Source organism: Dehalococcoidia bacterium (genome assembly GCA_025054935.1).
Classification (GTDB): domain Bacteria; phylum Chloroflexota; class Dehalococcoidia; order SpSt-223; family SpSt-223; genus JANWZD01.
The window spans coordinates 13,950-29,100 of record JANWZD010000007.1 but is presented as its reverse complement, the minus strand read 5'-3'; the positions used below and the strand labels follow the sequence as shown (position 1 = coordinate 29,100).

The window sequence follows — 15,151 nt, the reverse complement described above, 5'->3', positions numbered from 1 at the left end:
GCTGCGACCTCTCTCGCCGGCACTCCCATCGTGCGCCTGCCGGTCGCATTCCGCCGCTCGGGCCGTTCAGTCTGCTGACCGCCGGAACTGCTCGCTGAGCGTCTCGACTTCGCGCTCGAGGTCGCGTTGGCGGCGATTGAGGGTAAATACATAGCCCCCAATCAGCAGCCAGAGAATGGTATATGCGGCGAACAGCAGCCAGAATGCGGGATTGTCAAACATCGGCAGCCCCCTGAAGCTCGCGGCGGAGCGCTGCCACCTGGTCGCGCCCCGCCTCGAGACGGTAGCGGAGGTTCAGCAGCCAGAAATAGAGGGCGGTGAAAGCGAGCACGGAGACAACCAGCACGATCAGCATCGACGCCGGCAGCGCAGGATTTTCCGTGACGACGATGGGCGTCGGGTGCTGGGTCCGCCACCACTTTACCGACTGGTGGATGATCGGAACGTCGATAAAGCCGACAATGCCGACGATGGCGGCAAAGCGCGCTGTCCGCGGGCTCTCGCCCATCGTCGCTCGCAGCATCAGATAGCCGACATAGATCAGCCACAGGATCAGCGTGGTGGTGAGGCGAGCGTCCCAGACCCACCACGCGCCCCACACCTGCCGCCCCCAGAGCGACCCGGTGACGAGAGCGAGCGTCGTGAAGATCACCCCGAGCTCTGCTGACGAGAGGGCGACGCGGTCCCAGAAGCGGCTGCGGCGGACGAGATAGAGGATGCTCGCGATGAAGACAACGAACACGGCGAGATAAGCAAGCCACGCCGAGGGGACATGGATGTAGAAGATGCGCTGAGCGATCCCTTGGAAGCGGTCGGTCGGCGCGTAGATGAACGCGCCGAACATGGTCACTCCCATCAGGAAGATCGTCAGCCAGCCGAGGGCGACCCACGGGTCAAAGCGTCGTGCGCGTTCACGAGGGACAACAAGTTGCTGCGCCATGGCCTCCTCCGAGCTACTCCTCCAAGACGTACCCAAAGATGAGGTACGAAATGACGACAAACACGAGGTCGAAGACCATCATCAGGTTCAGCCACGGGATCGCGAGATCGGGAGCGATCGTGCCGATGGCGAACCCAGTTGCTTTGACGGCGGCGATGACGATGGGAATAATGATTGGAAAGAGGAGAACAGGCAGCATCACTTCGCGCGTTCGCGTGTTGACGGCCAGCGCGGCGAAGAGCGTGCCCAGCGCGGCGAACCCAACCGTGCCGAGCAGCAAGGCGGGAACCAATCCCCAGCCGACAGCGGTCAGGTTGAAAAGAAGAAGGAAGATAGGCACGGTCAGCGCTTCAACGATAAGCATGAAGACGACATTGCCGACGAACTTGCCGAGATAGATTGTGCTCCGGTCGATGGGGCAGAGCATCAGCCCTTCGATCGCATTCCGTTCCTGCTCGCGCACAAAGGTGCGATTAAGTCCGAGCACGCCCGCAAAGGCGAAGCAGACCCACAAGATCCCCGGCGCAATCGCGTCGATCCTGACATCGCGCAGGTCGATCGCGAAGTTGAAGACGATAAGCACGAGCAGGGAGAAATAGGCCATCGCCGTGAGGATATCTTTGGCGCGCAGCTCAGTGCGAAGGTCTTTTTCGAGAATGAGCAACGCTTTCCTCATGGCGCTGCTCCTCCCATCACGGCGCGGGCGTAGAACTGCTCGAGGGCTGCCCGGTCGATCGCTGCGCGCGGAGTGTCGAGGACGATCGTGCCCCTCACCAACAGGACGACCCGGCTGGCGAGGTCCAGCCCGAGGTCGAGCGAGTGAGAAGTGAGGAGAACGGCGCGATCAGGTTGCTCGACGGCGGCGAGCAGGGAGCGCAGCCCGGCGGCGGCGGTCGGGTCGAGGCCGCTCTCCGGCTCGTCGAGGAGCAGCAGTCCTGGCCGGTGGAGGATCGCCCGCGCGAGCGCCAGCCGCTGCTGCATTCCCCGCGAGAGCACGCGCACGCGGTCGCCTCGCCGCTCGCTCAGCCCAACCTGCTCCAGCACCACGTCGATGCGGCGGTCAAGGTCGGGGATATCGAACATGCGGCCATAGAAGCGCAAGTTCTCCTCGGCGGTCAGGTCATCGTAGAGGTAGGTCTGATGGGCGAGGAGGCCGATCCAGCGGCGGATGGCCGGCCCCACCTCGTGGAGGTCGACACCGCCGATCCGCACCATACCGCTGCTCGGCCGGGCGAGGGTGGCAAGAATCCGAAGGAGCGTGGTTTTGCCGGCACCGTTTGGCCCGAAAATGACGACTGTCTCCCCCATCTCGACGCGGAGATCGATCCCGCGCAGAATGAGGCGGCCGCCAATCTCTTTGCGCAACCCCCGCACCTCGATCGCCGGCGGCCGAACTTGCACGTCGGCGGTGGGGAGCGCTGCGTGCGGGATTGTCATCTAGATCCCTCGGATCTCGCGGATGAGCGCCACAAGCGCCTCTTTTTTCGCCGAGCGCAGGCGAGCCCACTCTTCATCGCTGATCTCACCGGCCGCATGCCGATCATCGAGGTCGGCGAGAGCGGCGAGGAGCGCCTCCCGCTCCTCAGCGCGCGGTTCGGCCGCGGTCGGGAGAGCGGGCTGGGGAGAGACGCTCGCTTGCGGAGGCGGCTTTCGGGGCGAGGGCGAGGAGAGGCCGCGCCTGCTGCGGCGCCGCAGGAGCGGCACTGCCACCGCGGCGATTGTCACCAATAGAATGGCGCTGCCGACGGCCATCGTGAAGAGCGGCTGGTTGCCAAGAGCCTGACTGGTCAGCCCTTGGCCTTGAATGACGGCGCGAAGTTCCTGACCGGGGACGAGGTTGGTTGCGGTGTAGCTGCGAAAACGCTGCCCGCCCTGTTCGACCGTACCGCTCGGCCGCGCGCCGTCTGCAATGAGGGTCCAATCTCCCTCGGCGAGCAGCAGGCTCAACTCCTGGGTGGGATGGTACACCGGCAGAGTGAAGAGAATGCCGTTGTCAACATAGTCAACGAGGTATTGGAAGACAACGGTGGTTTGGCCGGGCTTAACGGGGAGAGTGTCGGCGAAGCCGTTCATTGTCCGCGCGACAGCATTGACTTGGATCCCCTCAAGCACCTGCAGGCTGCGCGACCCTGCCGGCAGACCGAAGCGGAGGGTTTGCCGCTGCTGGCCGACAAGTTGGCCGATGTAGGCTTGGGATGAAGGGTTCTCGACGTCGACAAACGAGAGAACGCTCAGGAAGCGCTGGGGCGGCGAGGGGACAATGAGTACGACGTAGCGTGTCAGCCGGATGCCGGGGTCGCTCTCGGTCGGGGCGTAGACGGCCAGCTCCACGGGAAGCTCTGCGGTGCCGGGCGCGAACTGAAGCGGTCCGACTTGATAGCGCGCGCCCTCGAACTCGGCCCACACGACATAAAAGCGCCCGGCCTCTGTCGGCAGCCCGTCGAAGCGGAAGGTGCCGTCGGGTCCGCTCGTCGCGCTCACGCGCTGGCCCGGGCCCGTGGTGGTGACGGGGAGCAGCGTGACAGCAACTCCGGCAACCGGCGCTCCCCCGGCTGATCCGTTCACCACCCGCCCGACCACAGCGCCAGGGCCTTGGGCGCGTGCTGGCGAGGCGGCGGCGAGCACCGCCACCAGAGTCGCGAGCGAGAGCGCCAAGCGTCGGGTCAGCATGGTCAGAGACGAGTGCCGCACTGGGGGCAGAAACGATCGAGCGGCTCACTGGCTGCGCCGCACCGCGGACAGGCACGGCCCTGGGGAACACCGCACTGGCGGCAGAAGCGGTCGTTCGCGGTGAGGGCGGCGCCGCAGGCAACGCAGCGCGTGCTGGGCTGAGGACGAGCGGTCCGTCGGCGCGCGGCAACCTCGCGCTCGATCTCGGCGTCGATGGCGAGCAGGGCCGCTCGGGTCTGGTCGTCCAGCTGCTTCAGCAGGGCGATCGCTTGGCGCTTGTAGCGGTCCGACAGTTCGGCATGGTCGGCGGGGGAAAGTTTGCCGGTCCGCGCATCGAAGTCAAGTTCGCGAAGGGCTTCGTAGATGCTGTCACGCTTTCTCCGCAGTTCGGCGAGCGTCTCATCGCGGCGGGTGGCAGGGCGGGGCTGAGCGCGCAGAAACGGCCAGCTGACGTAGAAGAAGGCGACAGCGGCGAAGGCGAGCGCGATCAGCAGCGTGGACGTCACCGACGCTCTCCCGTTGCCGCGAGCGCCGGGCTCGGCTCCTGGTTGGCGCGCCGCGATCGCGTCGGTTTCGGGCCGGGGAGGAAGCAGATAAGGCAGCCAAGCAGGGCAACTGCGCCGCCGATCCAGATCCAAGCGACGAGCGGATTGAGATACGCCTTCACCGTGATCTCACCCGTCGGCTGCCATGCCGCGAGGACGACATAGAGGTCGTCGACGAGGGTTGAGCGCAGCCCGATAATGCTTTGGGGCTGCTGCTGAACCGGGAAGAAGTTCTTTTCAGGAAAGAGCGTTCCCACCTGCCGGTCGTTGACGAGGACGGCGACGGTCGCGCGGTTCACTTCGCGGGTCGGCGTGGCGGTCTGCTGAAGGCCGTCATAGCGGAGGGTATAGGCGCCGATCTGCATCGTGCTGCCGGGCTGGAGCGTCGTCTCGACGGCATCTTGATACACCCTCGAGCCGATCACCCCAACGGCAATCACAACCATGCCGACATGGACAAGATATCCGCCGTAGCGGCTGGGATGGCGAACAAACAGCCGGCCGAAGGCGAGAGCGAGCGGCTCGCCGAAGCCGCGCATCCGCGCGCGCGTGCCGCGGTAGAACTCGACGATCACGCTGCCGGCGACAAACCCCAAAACGGGCGCCGCAAGCAGCGTCGACCGCTGGTGGAAGCCGAGGGCGAGGCAGAGGCCAAAAGTGAGCAGCCCGCCGAGAACCGGCCAGCGGAAGTTGCGGATCAGATTGGCCACCGTCGCTCGCCGCCAGGCGATCAGGGGGCCGATGCCCATAAGGAGAAAGACCGCAAGCAGGATGGGGCCGACCACTTCGTCGTAGTAGGGGGCGCCAACGGTGACTTTCAGGCCGCGCGTCGCCTCCGAGACCAGCGGATAGACAGTGCCCCAAAAGATGGCAAAGGCGGCGCCAATCAGAAGAAGGTTATTGAGCAGGAAGCTGCTCTCTCGTGACAGCACCGAGTCGAGCGTGGCGTCAGACTGCAGGTCTTTCAACCGGCTGAGGATCAGCGCGATCGAGCCGAGGGTGACCAACGCGAGAAACGCGAAGAAAAACGGCCCGAGCGAGGAGAGGCCGAACGAGTGAACGGAGGTAAGGACGCCGCTCCGGACGAGAAAGGTGCCGAAGATCGTCAGGCAGAAGGTCGCGACAATCAGGGAGACGTTCCAGACCTTCAACATGCCGCGGCGCTCTTGGATCATGACCGAGTGGAGAAAGGCGGTCGCGGTCAGCCAAGGCAGGATCGCGGCGTTCTCGACCGGGTCCCATCCCCAATATCCCCCCCAGCCGAGGGTTTCGTAGGCCCACTTTGCGCCGAGCAGATTGCCGAGAGAGAGGAACCCCCACGTCAGCAGAGTCCAGCGATGGGTACCCTTGATCCATTCGTCGTCGAGGCGCCGCGTGATGAGGGCAGCGATCGCGAAGGCAAACGGCACCGAGGCGGCGACATAGCCGAGATAGAGCGCCGGAGGATGGAGCTGCATCCAGAAGTTTTCCAGCAGCGGGTTCAACCCCCGCCCGTCGCTCGGCGGCACGGGCAGTCGCTGGAAAGGGCTGTCAAGGAAGTTGATCATCGTTAGGAAGAAGACGGCGATCCCCATCAGCACCGCGAGAGCATAGGGTGCCAGCTCGCGATACTGACGGCGGGTTGTCAGCGCGACGATGCTCGTGAAGAGCATCAGCACGACCACCCAGAGCACGAGCGACCCGGCGTTGCCTGCCCACATCGAGGTGACGGCGTAGTTGAGCGGCGCGTCGTTGCTGGTGTAGAGGGCGACAAAGCGGAGGGAATAATCCTTCGTCACGAGAGAGACGATCAGGGCAGCCGCCGCCACTAGGACGAGCGCGAAACAGGCCCACACCGCTCGGCGGACGCTGAGGAGCACATCCTCCCGCTGCCATCGCCCAGCGACGATGCCGCCGATGACGCCGTAAACGGCGAGGAGAAAGGCGACAAGTAGCGCGGCACGCCCGGCATCAGCGATCATCGGCACTCCTCCTGTGTCATCTCGCTCGGCGGCCGACGCGCTACGCCGCTTCGAATTTTGAAGGGCATTTAGCCAAAAGGGTGGTCGCCTCGAACTCGAGGTCAGAGGTCGCGCCGCTCGCCAGGATCAGCGGCGGGCGGCCGTCTGTGCCGCTGCGGATGAGCTTCCCTTGAACGACCACCTCTGCCCCGTCAACGAACGTGTCCGGAAGCAGGCCCCGGTATGTCACGACCATCGTCTGGGAGGGGTCCTTCGAGTCGTACATGAGGAAGCGGGCGCCCGACCCGTCGGGGAACTTTTCGATGGTGCCTTCGCGCACCCACCCGTTCACCCGCACGATCTCGTTAGGCGCAAGCTGGCGCGCGCGAATTTCGGGGATCGTGTGGTAGTAGACGGCGGTGGTTTGCAAGCTTGTGGTGATCAGATAACCGATGGCGAGAGCGACGAGGACAGCGGCGATGACAGGCTTTTGGTAGCGGGTGAGGGGAGAGACACGAGCGGCGGGAAGGGAGATCGATTGTTCGCCGAGCATCGCTTCCTCCACGGCTCGGGGCGGCGCGGGGGACCTACCCACGAACAACTGGCATGAGCGCCAAGAGTCACCTGCTTCTTTCGCGGCGTCGCGGTGGGCAGCCCTCACCCGTGCGAAGCGAGTGTATCACAGCGCTCTCGGCGCGTCCAGCAGCGCGCCGTTCCTCACTCGTCCTTCAGGGGACGGATCTCAAAGTAGACAGTTTGGCTCGAACGGCGCATCCGCTCAAGCGTGACAAACAGCCATCCCAGCAGCCCGTATTTCTTCAGGATCGCCTTGCGGGCAGCCTCAGCCTGTTCCGGAGGGAGCAGACGCGCTCTGCCCTCCGCCGTCTCCCCGGTGACCCGCCCTCGGACATCGCAGGGGGCGACAAGAACGCGCGGAGTATGGGCAATCCGCTTCAGCTTGCCGGCGCCAGCGCGGGTCAGCAGCACAAGCCGGTCGCCCTCGCGCGCGAACCAGACGGGGGTCGCGACCGGTTCCCCCGACCGGCGGAAGGTCGTCAGCGAGAGATACGGGCTTGCTCCCAGATTCGGGAACACCGGTTGCTGCTCAGTCATCGCTCCTTTTCAAGGATACGCTCTCTTGGCGAATGCGCAGCGACACTGCTGCCGGTCTCGTCTCCAAAGCAGAAAACCCCGACCATCTGCCGATGATCGGGGCCGGCTGCTCTTCGGGGAGCGGGCCTAGGACCGGGCTTGCAGCTCCTTGACTGCTTCGAGCGCCCGGATCGAATGGGCTTGCATATCTTTGTCATCGATGATCAGCCGGTAGATAACCCCTGCCTTGTCGATGACATAGGTTCGCCGCTTCGGCACGCCAAAGCGCTCGTTGTAGATCCCATATGCAAAGGTGACGGACCGGTCCTTGAAATCGGACAGAAGCGGGAAGGGAAGGTCAAGCTCTTCGGCGAACTTCTTCAGGGAAGGCGCTGCGTCTGCGCTCAGAGCCGCAACCACGGCTCCCGCTGCCTGGAACTCCGGATAGCGGTCCCGGAATCCAGCCAGCTCGTTCGTTCAGCCGCTGGTGAACGCGAGCGCGAAGGTCGCCAGAACGACGGGGTTCTTCCCGCGATAGGCGCTAAGGGTGAACTCGTTGCCGAGGTGATCGCGCAGGGTGAAATCGGGAGCGACCTGCCCTTCTTGGACTTCGGTCTGCTCCGCCGCTGGGTTCGTCATCGCCGCGCTCTCCTTGGGTAGAATGATTAGCCGACTACGGCTGGCAGTATAGCACGCCCCGGTTGCTGAATTGATCGCTCGAAGGCGGGTCCAATATACTTTGCCGAGACGGGCGGTTAGCTCAGTTGGTGAGAGCGCGGCGTTGACATCGCCGAGGCCACTGGTTCGAATCCAGTATCGCCCACCAAAGCGGCGTTGACGAGGACGAGTAGCCGGTCCGGCCGTCGCAGCGAGGGGGGAGTGGTGGAAGCCCCTGACGCGCTCCCGGCGAAAACCCCCTCTGAGCCGAACAGCGAACGTATCAGCAAGTAGCTGTCTCCGGGTCGCTCCCGTTATCAGCGCAGACGAGTGCGCCCCTGTGGCGAAATCGGGTGGAACCGCGTGAGGCTGACGCCTTTCGTCCCGAACGACGAAAGGCGTTTTTCTTTGCGTCACGGGGCGGCGCCGAGAGAGCCGAAAAGGAGAGAGCAGATGAGTGTCGTAGGTGATGTCGCCGAGCAGCGTGATGAGGTTGCGGATCGCCTCTATCGGATTCGCCATTCGGCAGCGCATGTCATGGCGCAGGCAGTGCTCGAGCTCTTCCCCGAGGCCCAACTGGCAATCGGGCCGCCGATCGAGGACGGCTTCTACTACGACTTCCTGCTTCCTCGCCCCTTGACCCCCGATGATCTCAGCGAGATCGAATCGCGGATGCGCCGCATCATCGCCGAGCGTCACCCGTTCATCCGAACGTGGATGGACCGCGACGAGGCGGTAGCGTACTACCGGGCGCGCAATCAGCCGTTCAAGGTCGAGATCCTCACCGACCTGCCGGAAGAAGGGCTCCAAGACGGCCGGGTCTCGTTCTACACCCAAGATACGTTCACTGACCTGTGCAAGGGGCCTCACGTCGAGCATACCGGACAGATCGGCGCCTTCAAGCTGATGTCGGTTGCAGGGGCGTATTGGCGCGGCGACGAAAAGCGGCCGATGCTCCAGCGGATCTACGGCACAGCGTGGGAGACCGAAGAGCAGCTGGCCGCCTATCTCCACCGGCTGGAAGAGGCGGCGCGGCGCGACCACCGCAAGCTCGGGCGGGAGCTTGAACTGTTCACCGTCAGCGAAACAGTCGGGCCGGGACTGATCCTCTGGCTGCCCAAGGGAGCGCGGGTCCGGTCGGTCATGGAGACGTATTTGCGCAGTCTGCTCGACGACTACGGCTATCTCCCGGTGTATACGCCGCATCTCGGCCGGTCGACGCTCTGGCAGACAAGCGGCCACCTCAGTTTCTACCGCGAGAACATGTATCCGGCGATGGAAGTGGAGGAGCAGGAGTACTTTGTCAAACCGATGAACTGCCCCTTCCACATCGAGGTGTATCGGACGACGAAGCGGAGCTACCGGGAGCTGCCGCTGCGGCTGGCGGAGTTCGGCTCGGTCTATCGCTACGAGCGGAGCGGCGTTCTCCACGGCTTGCTCCGCGTCCGCGGCTTTACTCAAGACGACGCGCATATCTTCTGCACGCCGGATCAAGTCGACGGCGAGATCCGAACGCTGGTCGACCTCGCGATTCGGGTCTTGAACGATTTCGGGTTCGAGCAGGTCGACTTCTTTGTCTCCACCAAGCCTGAGAAGGCCGTGGGGCGTCCGGAGCAGTGGCACCTCGCGGAGACGGCGCTCAAAGCGGCGCTCGAGTCGCGGGGGCTCCCGTACCGCGTTGATGAGGGCGGCGGCGCGTTTTACGGCCCCAAGATCGACTTCATCGTCAAAGACGCGATCGGGCGCGCTTGGCAGCTGTCGACGATCCAATTCGACTTCAATCTGCCGGAGCGGTTCGGGCTCACGTACGTCGGCCCCGATGGCCAAGAGCATCAGCCCTTCATGGTTCATCGCGCGCTCTACGGGTCGTTCGAGCGCTTCTTCGCGGTGCTTGTCGAGCATTATGCTGGCGCCTTTCCTGCCTGGCTTGCGCCGACCCAAGTCGCGGTTATTCCGATCGCCGACCGGCATCATCCCTATGCCGACGAAGTGGTGCGGCAGTTGCGGGCTGCCGGCTTGCGCGTCGCCGTCGATGCCTCGGCGGAGCGGATGCAGCATAAAATTCGCGAAGCGCAGCTCCAGAAGATCCCCTTTATGCTTGTCATCGGCGACCGCGAAGTCGCCGAAGGCACCGTCGCTGTCCGCCTCCGCAGCGGGGAGAACCTCGGCGCGATGCCGCTTGCCCAGTTCATCGCCCACGCTCAAGAAACAATCGCGGCGAGGCGGTAACCGCGTGGCGCGCTCGGCGGAGGTGGTTGTCGTCGGCGGCGGGGTGGTGGGGGCAAGCGTTGCTTGGCACCTTGCTGAGCGCGGCCTGCGCGGCGTGGTAGTGGTCGACCAAGGAGCGTTTGGCGGCGGGACAACGGCGAAAGGGGCGGGCGGCGTCCGCTCGCAGTTCGGCGATCCGGCTGAGGTCGCCTTTTCGCGCTACAGCCTCGACTTCTACCGTCGCTTTGCGGAGCAGGTCGGCGGCGACTGCGGCTTCACGTCCTGCGGGTTTCTGGTGCTCCTGCGCGACGAAGCCGCAGTGGCGCGCTATCGCGAGATGGCAGCGCAGGGTCGCGCCGCCGGGGTCGACTGGCGCATCCTCCGTCCTGAGGAGGTCGCCGCCCTTGTGCCCGAGATCAACCTCGACGGCGTTCGAGCGGGAAGCTTCACGCCGCACGACGGCGTTGCCAGCCCGCCGCTGGCAGCGCAGCAGATGCTCCAGAGCGCGGTCGCCCGTGGGGTCGAGGCGCGGCCGAACACGGCGGTGACGGGCTTTCGGTTCGCTGGCGAGCGGCTCGAGGCGGTGGAGACGAGCCGCGGGCCGATCGCGGCGCGGTGGGCCGTTATCGCCGCGGGGCCTTGGACGGCGCAGGTAGGGCAGCTGGCAGGGCTGACGCTGCCGGTCGCGCCGATGCGGCGCCATCTCTTCACCACCGCCCCGACGCCCCTCCTCCGCAACGCGCCGATGACAATCGATCACGCGTCGGGCTGGTACTTCCGCGTGGAAGCGGATCATCTTCTGGTCTCTGCCGGCGAGATGACGCCGGCGCCCGAGTTTGATGTTGCCGTTCGTCCGGAAGTGGCCGAGCGCGCTCGGGCCGGGCTGAAACAGCTGCTCCCCCGCCTCGGCGAGATCCCGTTCACGGCGGCGCGAGCGGGGCTCCGGGAGATGACGCCGGACGAGAAGGCGCTCATCGGCCGAGCCCCAGACCGCGAGGGGCTGCTCGTCGCAGCCGGCTTCAGCGGTCACGGCTTTATGCACGCCCCTGCGGCCGGCCGGGCGATCGCGGACGTGATCCTGCAGGGCGCGACCTCGTTTGACCTCACCCCTTTCGACCCGGGGCGCTTCGTCGAGAACAATTGACAGGCGATCCGGCGGTGTCTACGCTATGCGCGGGGAAGAACTCCCCGCGCGCCCCGGCGTCTCCACAATGGGCGCAGGGGAAGAAGCTTCTCCCGGCTGGCTGGCGAGAGAGTTCCGTCGGAGGAGGGCTGATGCGCACGCTGTCGCGGCGGGAGGTATTGCGGGCGGCAGGCGCCGGGGCTGCAACCCTCGGCGTGGCAGGCCTCGCGCCTCCTGCGTGGGCGGAGACAGATGACACCCCGTGCCACCTGCGCCCCAATCACTGCGGGGAGTGGGAGGCGCTTGCGCACTACATCGACACGGTAGTGCTTCCGATCCCCGACGGCAATCCGCCGCCGTTTGTGCCCGGCCGTCCTGAGACTTATGCATCCCTCCGCGAGCCGTTCCCGCCAGTCCCGCTCTGGAACCCGCCCGGCCCCAAGCGGGTGGGGATCCAAGCCGGCCATTGGCGCTATTACAACTCTCCCGAGGAGCTGCGGCAGAACCGCTACAACCCCGGCACCTCCGGCGGAGGGAAAGCGGAGTGGGAAGTCAACCTCGATATCAGTGAGCGGGTTGTCAACCGCTTGACCGAGCTCGGCTACATCGCCGATTTGCTGGACTCGACGGTGCCGATCCGCTATCGCGCCCATGTCTTTCTCTCCATCCACGCGGATGGCGATGTCACGCAGCAGCTCCGCGGCTACAAGGTGGGCAGTTCCCGCTTCTCTGCGACGCCTGAAGCGGACAAGGTGCTGTGCGATGCGTTGTGGGAGGAGTATGGAGCGGCGACAGGGCTGCTGAAGCAGCCTAACCAGGTGTCGAGCCGGATGACCGCCTACTACGCCTTCAATGCGCGTCGCTACCAGCATGCGATCGCGCCCGGCGTGCCGCACGCCATTCTCGAAATGGCGTTCTTGACGAACCCGCTCGACCGGGAATTTCTCTTCCGTCAGCCCGACCGCGTCGCGACAGGCATTGTGAACGGCCTGCTGCGCTTTCTGGAGTGGCTTCCTCCCTCGCCGGCCGTTCCGCCCAGCATCGACACCGACCGAGCCTGAGTGCTGCCCCCAGGCCTTGCCCGAGCGAGGCGCGGCAGGCGCGCTCAACTGCGGAAGAGGGAGAGCGGCGCCGCCGAGGCGACGTTCGATATGCGGCGCGCCGCCTAGGGGCCGGCGACGACGAAGCGGTCACGTCCCTCGCGTTTAGCGGCGTAGAGTGCTTTATCGGCACGCCCGATCCAGCTCGCTCCGTCTTCGTTCGGTTTCAGTTCGGCGAGCCCGACGGAGACGGTGACCCGCACCTTGTTCTCGCCGCAGTCGATCTCGTGCCGCCGAAGGTCTTCGATGTGGCGGATGGCGAGCGGGATCGCGTCCTCGAGCGAGGTGTCAGGCAGAATGACCGCGAACTCGTCTCCGCCATAGCGCGCAAGGAAGTCGCTGCGGCGGGGGAAGGCGAGCGCGAGCCGGCCGACAAAGGTCTGGAGCACGGCATCACCCGCTTGATGGCCGAACGTGTCGTTGATCTGCTTGAAGTGGTCGATGTCGATGAGGAGGAGCGTGGTTGGGCGCGGAAATGAGCGCTGCAGCTGGATCGTCGTCGCGATGTAGTCATCGAAGGCAGCGCGATTGTGGATCCGGGTTAAGCCGTCCAGCTGCGCTTCTCGCTTTGCGGTGCGCAGGTCATTTGTGAGGAGGGCGACGGTGGTGCTGAGCCGTTCAATGCGGCGGCGGCTCTGCTGCTGCCGCTCCTCTGCGATCCGCCGCAGGGAGGCGATCGCGCCGAGGACCTCCCGCTTCAGCTCCTCGGTGGAGTTCTTGTCCAGAGCGGATTTCAGCCGGTCGATTTGCTCATGAAATGCGTGATCCTGCCCTTCATCCTCGCGAAAGGCCTGGCTGAACGTCTCGATCATCTTCCAGAGCGCATCGCGCAAGTCGCCGAGCGAGCGTGAGACCGCGTCCAGTTCCTGCTCGCGGCTTTTCAGCACGAACATCCGGACACCGCCCCAGTCGCGCCTGCTGAACGGCTTGTCGGGCGCATTAGGCGAAGGCTGACGGAGCAGAAGATGGGCCGCCCACGCTTCGCAGAGGGCGGGAAAGTCAGCCAGCTCGGGCGCTGCGAGGGGGAGGTTGCTGGTGCCGAGGGTGCGCAGGATAGCGGCGACGGTGTCGAGAGCGGGTTCTTCTTCACTCTCTGGCGGAGCCGTTCCTGCGGCGGAGAGCGCGGGGGGTGCCGTCGGCTGCGGTCCGCGCGAGAACCGAAATCGCCGAAGCATCGTTATCTCTCCTCGTCGAGCCGAGCCATCCGTTCCGGAGCGGTCATCCCCAGCAGCCGCAGCGCATTGGCCAGCACAATTTTCGCGCTCGCCACCAACTTCAGCCGCGCCGCGGTGAGCGGGGCGTCATCGGAGAGGACTCGGCAGAGCCGGTAGAAGCTGTGAAATTCACCGGCGAGCGCGAGGGCGTACGCGGCGACCCCTTGAGGGGCACGATTGATCGCTGCCAGTTCGATCACTTCCGGAAAAGCGAGCAGCTTGCGGATGAGAGACTGTTCGGCCTCGGAGCGCAGCAGTTCGACGTTGCCGCTGCTCCAATCGATGCCGCGTTCGCTGGCGAGCCGCAGGATGCTCGCGATTCGGGCGTGGGCGTATTGAATGTAGTAGACCGGGTTTTTGTCCGACTCTTCTTTGGCAAGTTCGAGGTCGAAATCCATCTGGCTGTCGGGCGACCGCTGGATGAAGAAGAAACGGCAAGCGTCGGGACCGACTTCGTCAATCACTTCGCGCAAAGTGACGATATCGCCGGTGCGCTTCGACAGCCGCACAACCTCGCCGCGCCGCTTGAGGGTGACCAGCTGGGAGAGCGCGACAACGAGACGGTCCGGGTCGATGCCGAGCGCCGCCACGACCGCCTTCATCCGCGAGACGTGGCCGTGATGGTCAGCGCCCCAGACATCGATGACTTCGTCGAACTGGCGCCGCAGAAACTTGTCGTAGTGGTAGGCGATATCGGTGGCGAAGTAGGTGGGAATGCCGTTGCTCCGGATGATGACGTTATCTTTGTCCTCGCCCAGAGCCGTGGAGGTGAACCAGAGCGCGCCTTCCCGCTCGTCAAGCGTTCCTGCCTCGCGCAGTTTCGCCAGCGCCTCGCGCAACTGCCCGTTTTCGAACAGTTCGCGCTCGTGGAACCAGCGGTCGAAATGGATCCCGAGGTCCTGCAGGTCGGCGCGGATCCAAGCGAGCACTTTTTCCATGCCGATCTCGGCGAGTTCGCGCTGCGCCTCCTCCGGCGGGAGCGTCAGAAAACGGTCGCCATATTCATCGACAATCTCGGCGGCGAGGGTCTGCATGTAGGCACCGGCGTAGCCGTCGGGCGGGAGCGGCGCCTCGCGGCCGAGCGCCTGCTGGTAGCGAGCGAACAGGGTTGCGCCGAACAGCCGCACCTGCGAGCCGGCGTCGTTGACGTAGTACTCCCGCTGGACGTCATGGCCGGCGAAGGAGAGAACATTGGCGAGCGTGTCGCCGAAGACGGCGCCGCGGCCGTGACCGGCATGCAGCGGCCCGGTCGGATTGGCGGAGACATACTCGACTTGGATGCGCTTGCCCGGCACGACCCCGCTGCCGTAGGCGATCCCCGCGTCGAGAATCGTTTCGACCTGCCGAGCAACCCAGCTGTCGTCGAGGAAGAAGTTGATAAACCCAGGCGGCGCCGTCTCGACGCGGGCGATTTCGGGGCTGGGCGGGATAAGGCGGACAATGGTGGCAGCGATATCGCGCGGGTTCATGCGGGTAGCGCGCGCTAGCCGCATCGCAACACTGCTGGCGTAGTCTCCGAACTCAGGTTGCGGGGGGTGGTCGATCCCGAGGTCGGGGACGCTCATAGCGGGCAGCGCTCGCTGCTGTTGAGCGGCAGCGATCGCCGCGGTGAGCAGCTCAGCGATCCGTCGTTTGATCACAGTCTCGTCCCTTCAGCGCGAA

At 65.2% G+C, this 15,151-nt stretch carries 16 protein-coding genes and 1 tRNA gene; 4 read left to right on the top strand and 13 right to left on the bottom strand.

The window, feature by feature from the left end; all coding sequences use genetic code 11:
• Positions 1-66 precede the first annotated feature (66 nt).
• The 11 genes from NZ773_09070 to NZ773_09020 form a co-directional block, all read right to left on the bottom strand.
• Positions 67-222, bottom strand: a complete 156-nt coding sequence (locus tag NZ773_09070) for a CcmD family protein (protein MCS6802073.1) — start codon at positions 220-222, stop codon at positions 67-69.
• Positions 215-940, bottom strand: coding sequence for a cytochrome c biogenesis protein CcsA (gene ccsA / locus NZ773_09065; protein ID MCS6802072.1), 726 nt, complete (start codon positions 938-940; stop codon positions 215-217). Before ccsA ends, NZ773_09070 begins: the two co-directional genes overlap by 8 nt.
• A 13-nt stretch (positions 941-953) precedes the next feature.
• Positions 954-1,616: a heme exporter protein CcmB gene (locus NZ773_09060; protein MCS6802071.1), complete on the bottom strand. Its 663-nt coding sequence runs from the start codon at positions 1,614-1,616 to the stop codon at positions 954-956.
• Positions 1,613-2,377 carry a heme ABC exporter ATP-binding protein CcmA gene (gene ccmA / locus NZ773_09055; protein ID MCS6802070.1) on the bottom strand — a complete coding sequence of 255 codons (765 nt, stop codon included), beginning with the start codon at positions 2,375-2,377 and terminating at the stop codon, positions 1,613-1,615. The genes NZ773_09060 and ccmA overlap by 4 nt, the downstream gene beginning before the upstream one ends.
• Positions 2,378-3,610 carry a carboxypeptidase-like regulatory domain-containing protein gene (locus NZ773_09050; protein MCS6802069.1) on the bottom strand — a complete coding sequence of 411 codons (1,233 nt, stop codon included), beginning with the start codon at positions 3,608-3,610 and terminating at the stop codon, positions 2,378-2,380.
• Between the two features lie 2 nt (positions 3,611-3,612).
• On the bottom strand, positions 3,613-4,116 hold the full coding sequence (locus NZ773_09045) for a zinc ribbon domain-containing protein (protein MCS6802068.1): 504 nt from the start codon (positions 4,114-4,116) through the stop codon (positions 3,613-3,615).
• Positions 4,113-6,116 carry a heme lyase CcmF/NrfE family subunit gene (locus NZ773_09040; protein MCS6802067.1) on the bottom strand — a complete coding sequence of 668 codons (2,004 nt, stop codon included), beginning with the start codon at positions 6,114-6,116 and terminating at the stop codon, positions 4,113-4,115. Before NZ773_09040 ends, NZ773_09045 begins: the two co-directional genes overlap by 4 nt.
• 40 nt (positions 6,117-6,156) lie before the next feature.
• A complete protein-coding gene (locus NZ773_09035) occupies positions 6,157-6,648 on the bottom strand; it encodes a cytochrome c maturation protein CcmE (protein MCS6802066.1) in 492 nt (163 codons plus the stop codon).
• A 164-nt stretch (positions 6,649-6,812) separates the two neighbouring features.
• Positions 6,813-7,208: a PPOX class F420-dependent oxidoreductase gene (locus NZ773_09030; protein MCS6802065.1), complete on the bottom strand. Its 396-nt coding sequence runs from the start codon at positions 7,206-7,208 to the stop codon at positions 6,813-6,815.
• A gap of 126 nt (positions 7,209-7,334) precedes the next feature.
• The gene (locus NZ773_09025; protein ID MCS6802064.1) at positions 7,335-7,655 is read right to left on the bottom strand and encodes a redoxin domain-containing protein; all 321 of its coding nucleotides are present in this window, start codon (positions 7,653-7,655) and stop codon (positions 7,335-7,337) included.
• A 9-nt stretch (positions 7,656-7,664) separates the two neighbouring features.
• Entirely contained in the window at positions 7,665-7,826 is a 162-nt protein-coding gene (locus NZ773_09020) for a redoxin domain-containing protein (protein MCS6802063.1), read from the bottom strand.
• Positions 7,827-7,936: 110 nt separating this feature from the next.
• On the opposite strand from NZ773_09020, the gene NZ773_09015 reads away from it, so the two are divergent.
• The 4 genes from NZ773_09015 to NZ773_09000 all read left to right on the top strand — a co-directional run bounded on the left by NZ773_09015 (position 7,937) and on the right by NZ773_09000 (position 12,236).
• Positions 7,937-8,013: transfer RNA gene (locus NZ773_09015), tRNA-Val, on the top strand.
• 284 nt (positions 8,014-8,297) lie between these two features.
• Positions 8,298-10,073, top strand: coding sequence for a threonine--tRNA ligase (gene thrS, locus NZ773_09010; protein ID MCS6802062.1), 1,776 nt, complete (start codon positions 8,298-8,300; stop codon positions 10,071-10,073).
• Between the two features lie 4 nt (positions 10,074-10,077).
• The gene (locus NZ773_09005; GenBank protein MCS6802061.1) at positions 10,078-11,196 is read left to right on the top strand and encodes an FAD-binding oxidoreductase; all 1,119 of its coding nucleotides are present in this window, start codon (positions 10,078-10,080) and stop codon (positions 11,194-11,196) included.
• 131 nt (positions 11,197-11,327) lie between these two features.
• Positions 11,328-12,236: an N-acetylmuramoyl-L-alanine amidase gene (locus NZ773_09000; GenBank protein MCS6802060.1), complete on the top strand. Its 909-nt coding sequence runs from the start codon at positions 11,328-11,330 to the stop codon at positions 12,234-12,236.
• Between the two features lie 104 nt (positions 12,237-12,340).
• Here NZ773_09000 and NZ773_08995 read toward each other — a convergent pair whose 3' ends face one another.
• Both NZ773_08995 and argS read right to left on the bottom strand, forming a co-directional pair.
• Entirely contained in the window at positions 12,341-13,450 is a 1,110-nt protein-coding gene (locus NZ773_08995) for a GGDEF domain-containing protein (GenBank protein ID MCS6802059.1), read from the bottom strand.
• A gap of 2 nt (positions 13,451-13,452) precedes the next feature.
• Positions 13,453-15,129 (bottom strand): arginine--tRNA ligase, encoded by a 1,677-nt coding sequence (gene argS / locus NZ773_08990; protein MCS6802058.1) that lies wholly within the window; start codon positions 15,127-15,129, stop codon positions 13,453-13,455.
• Positions 15,130-15,151: the final 22 nt, after the last annotated feature.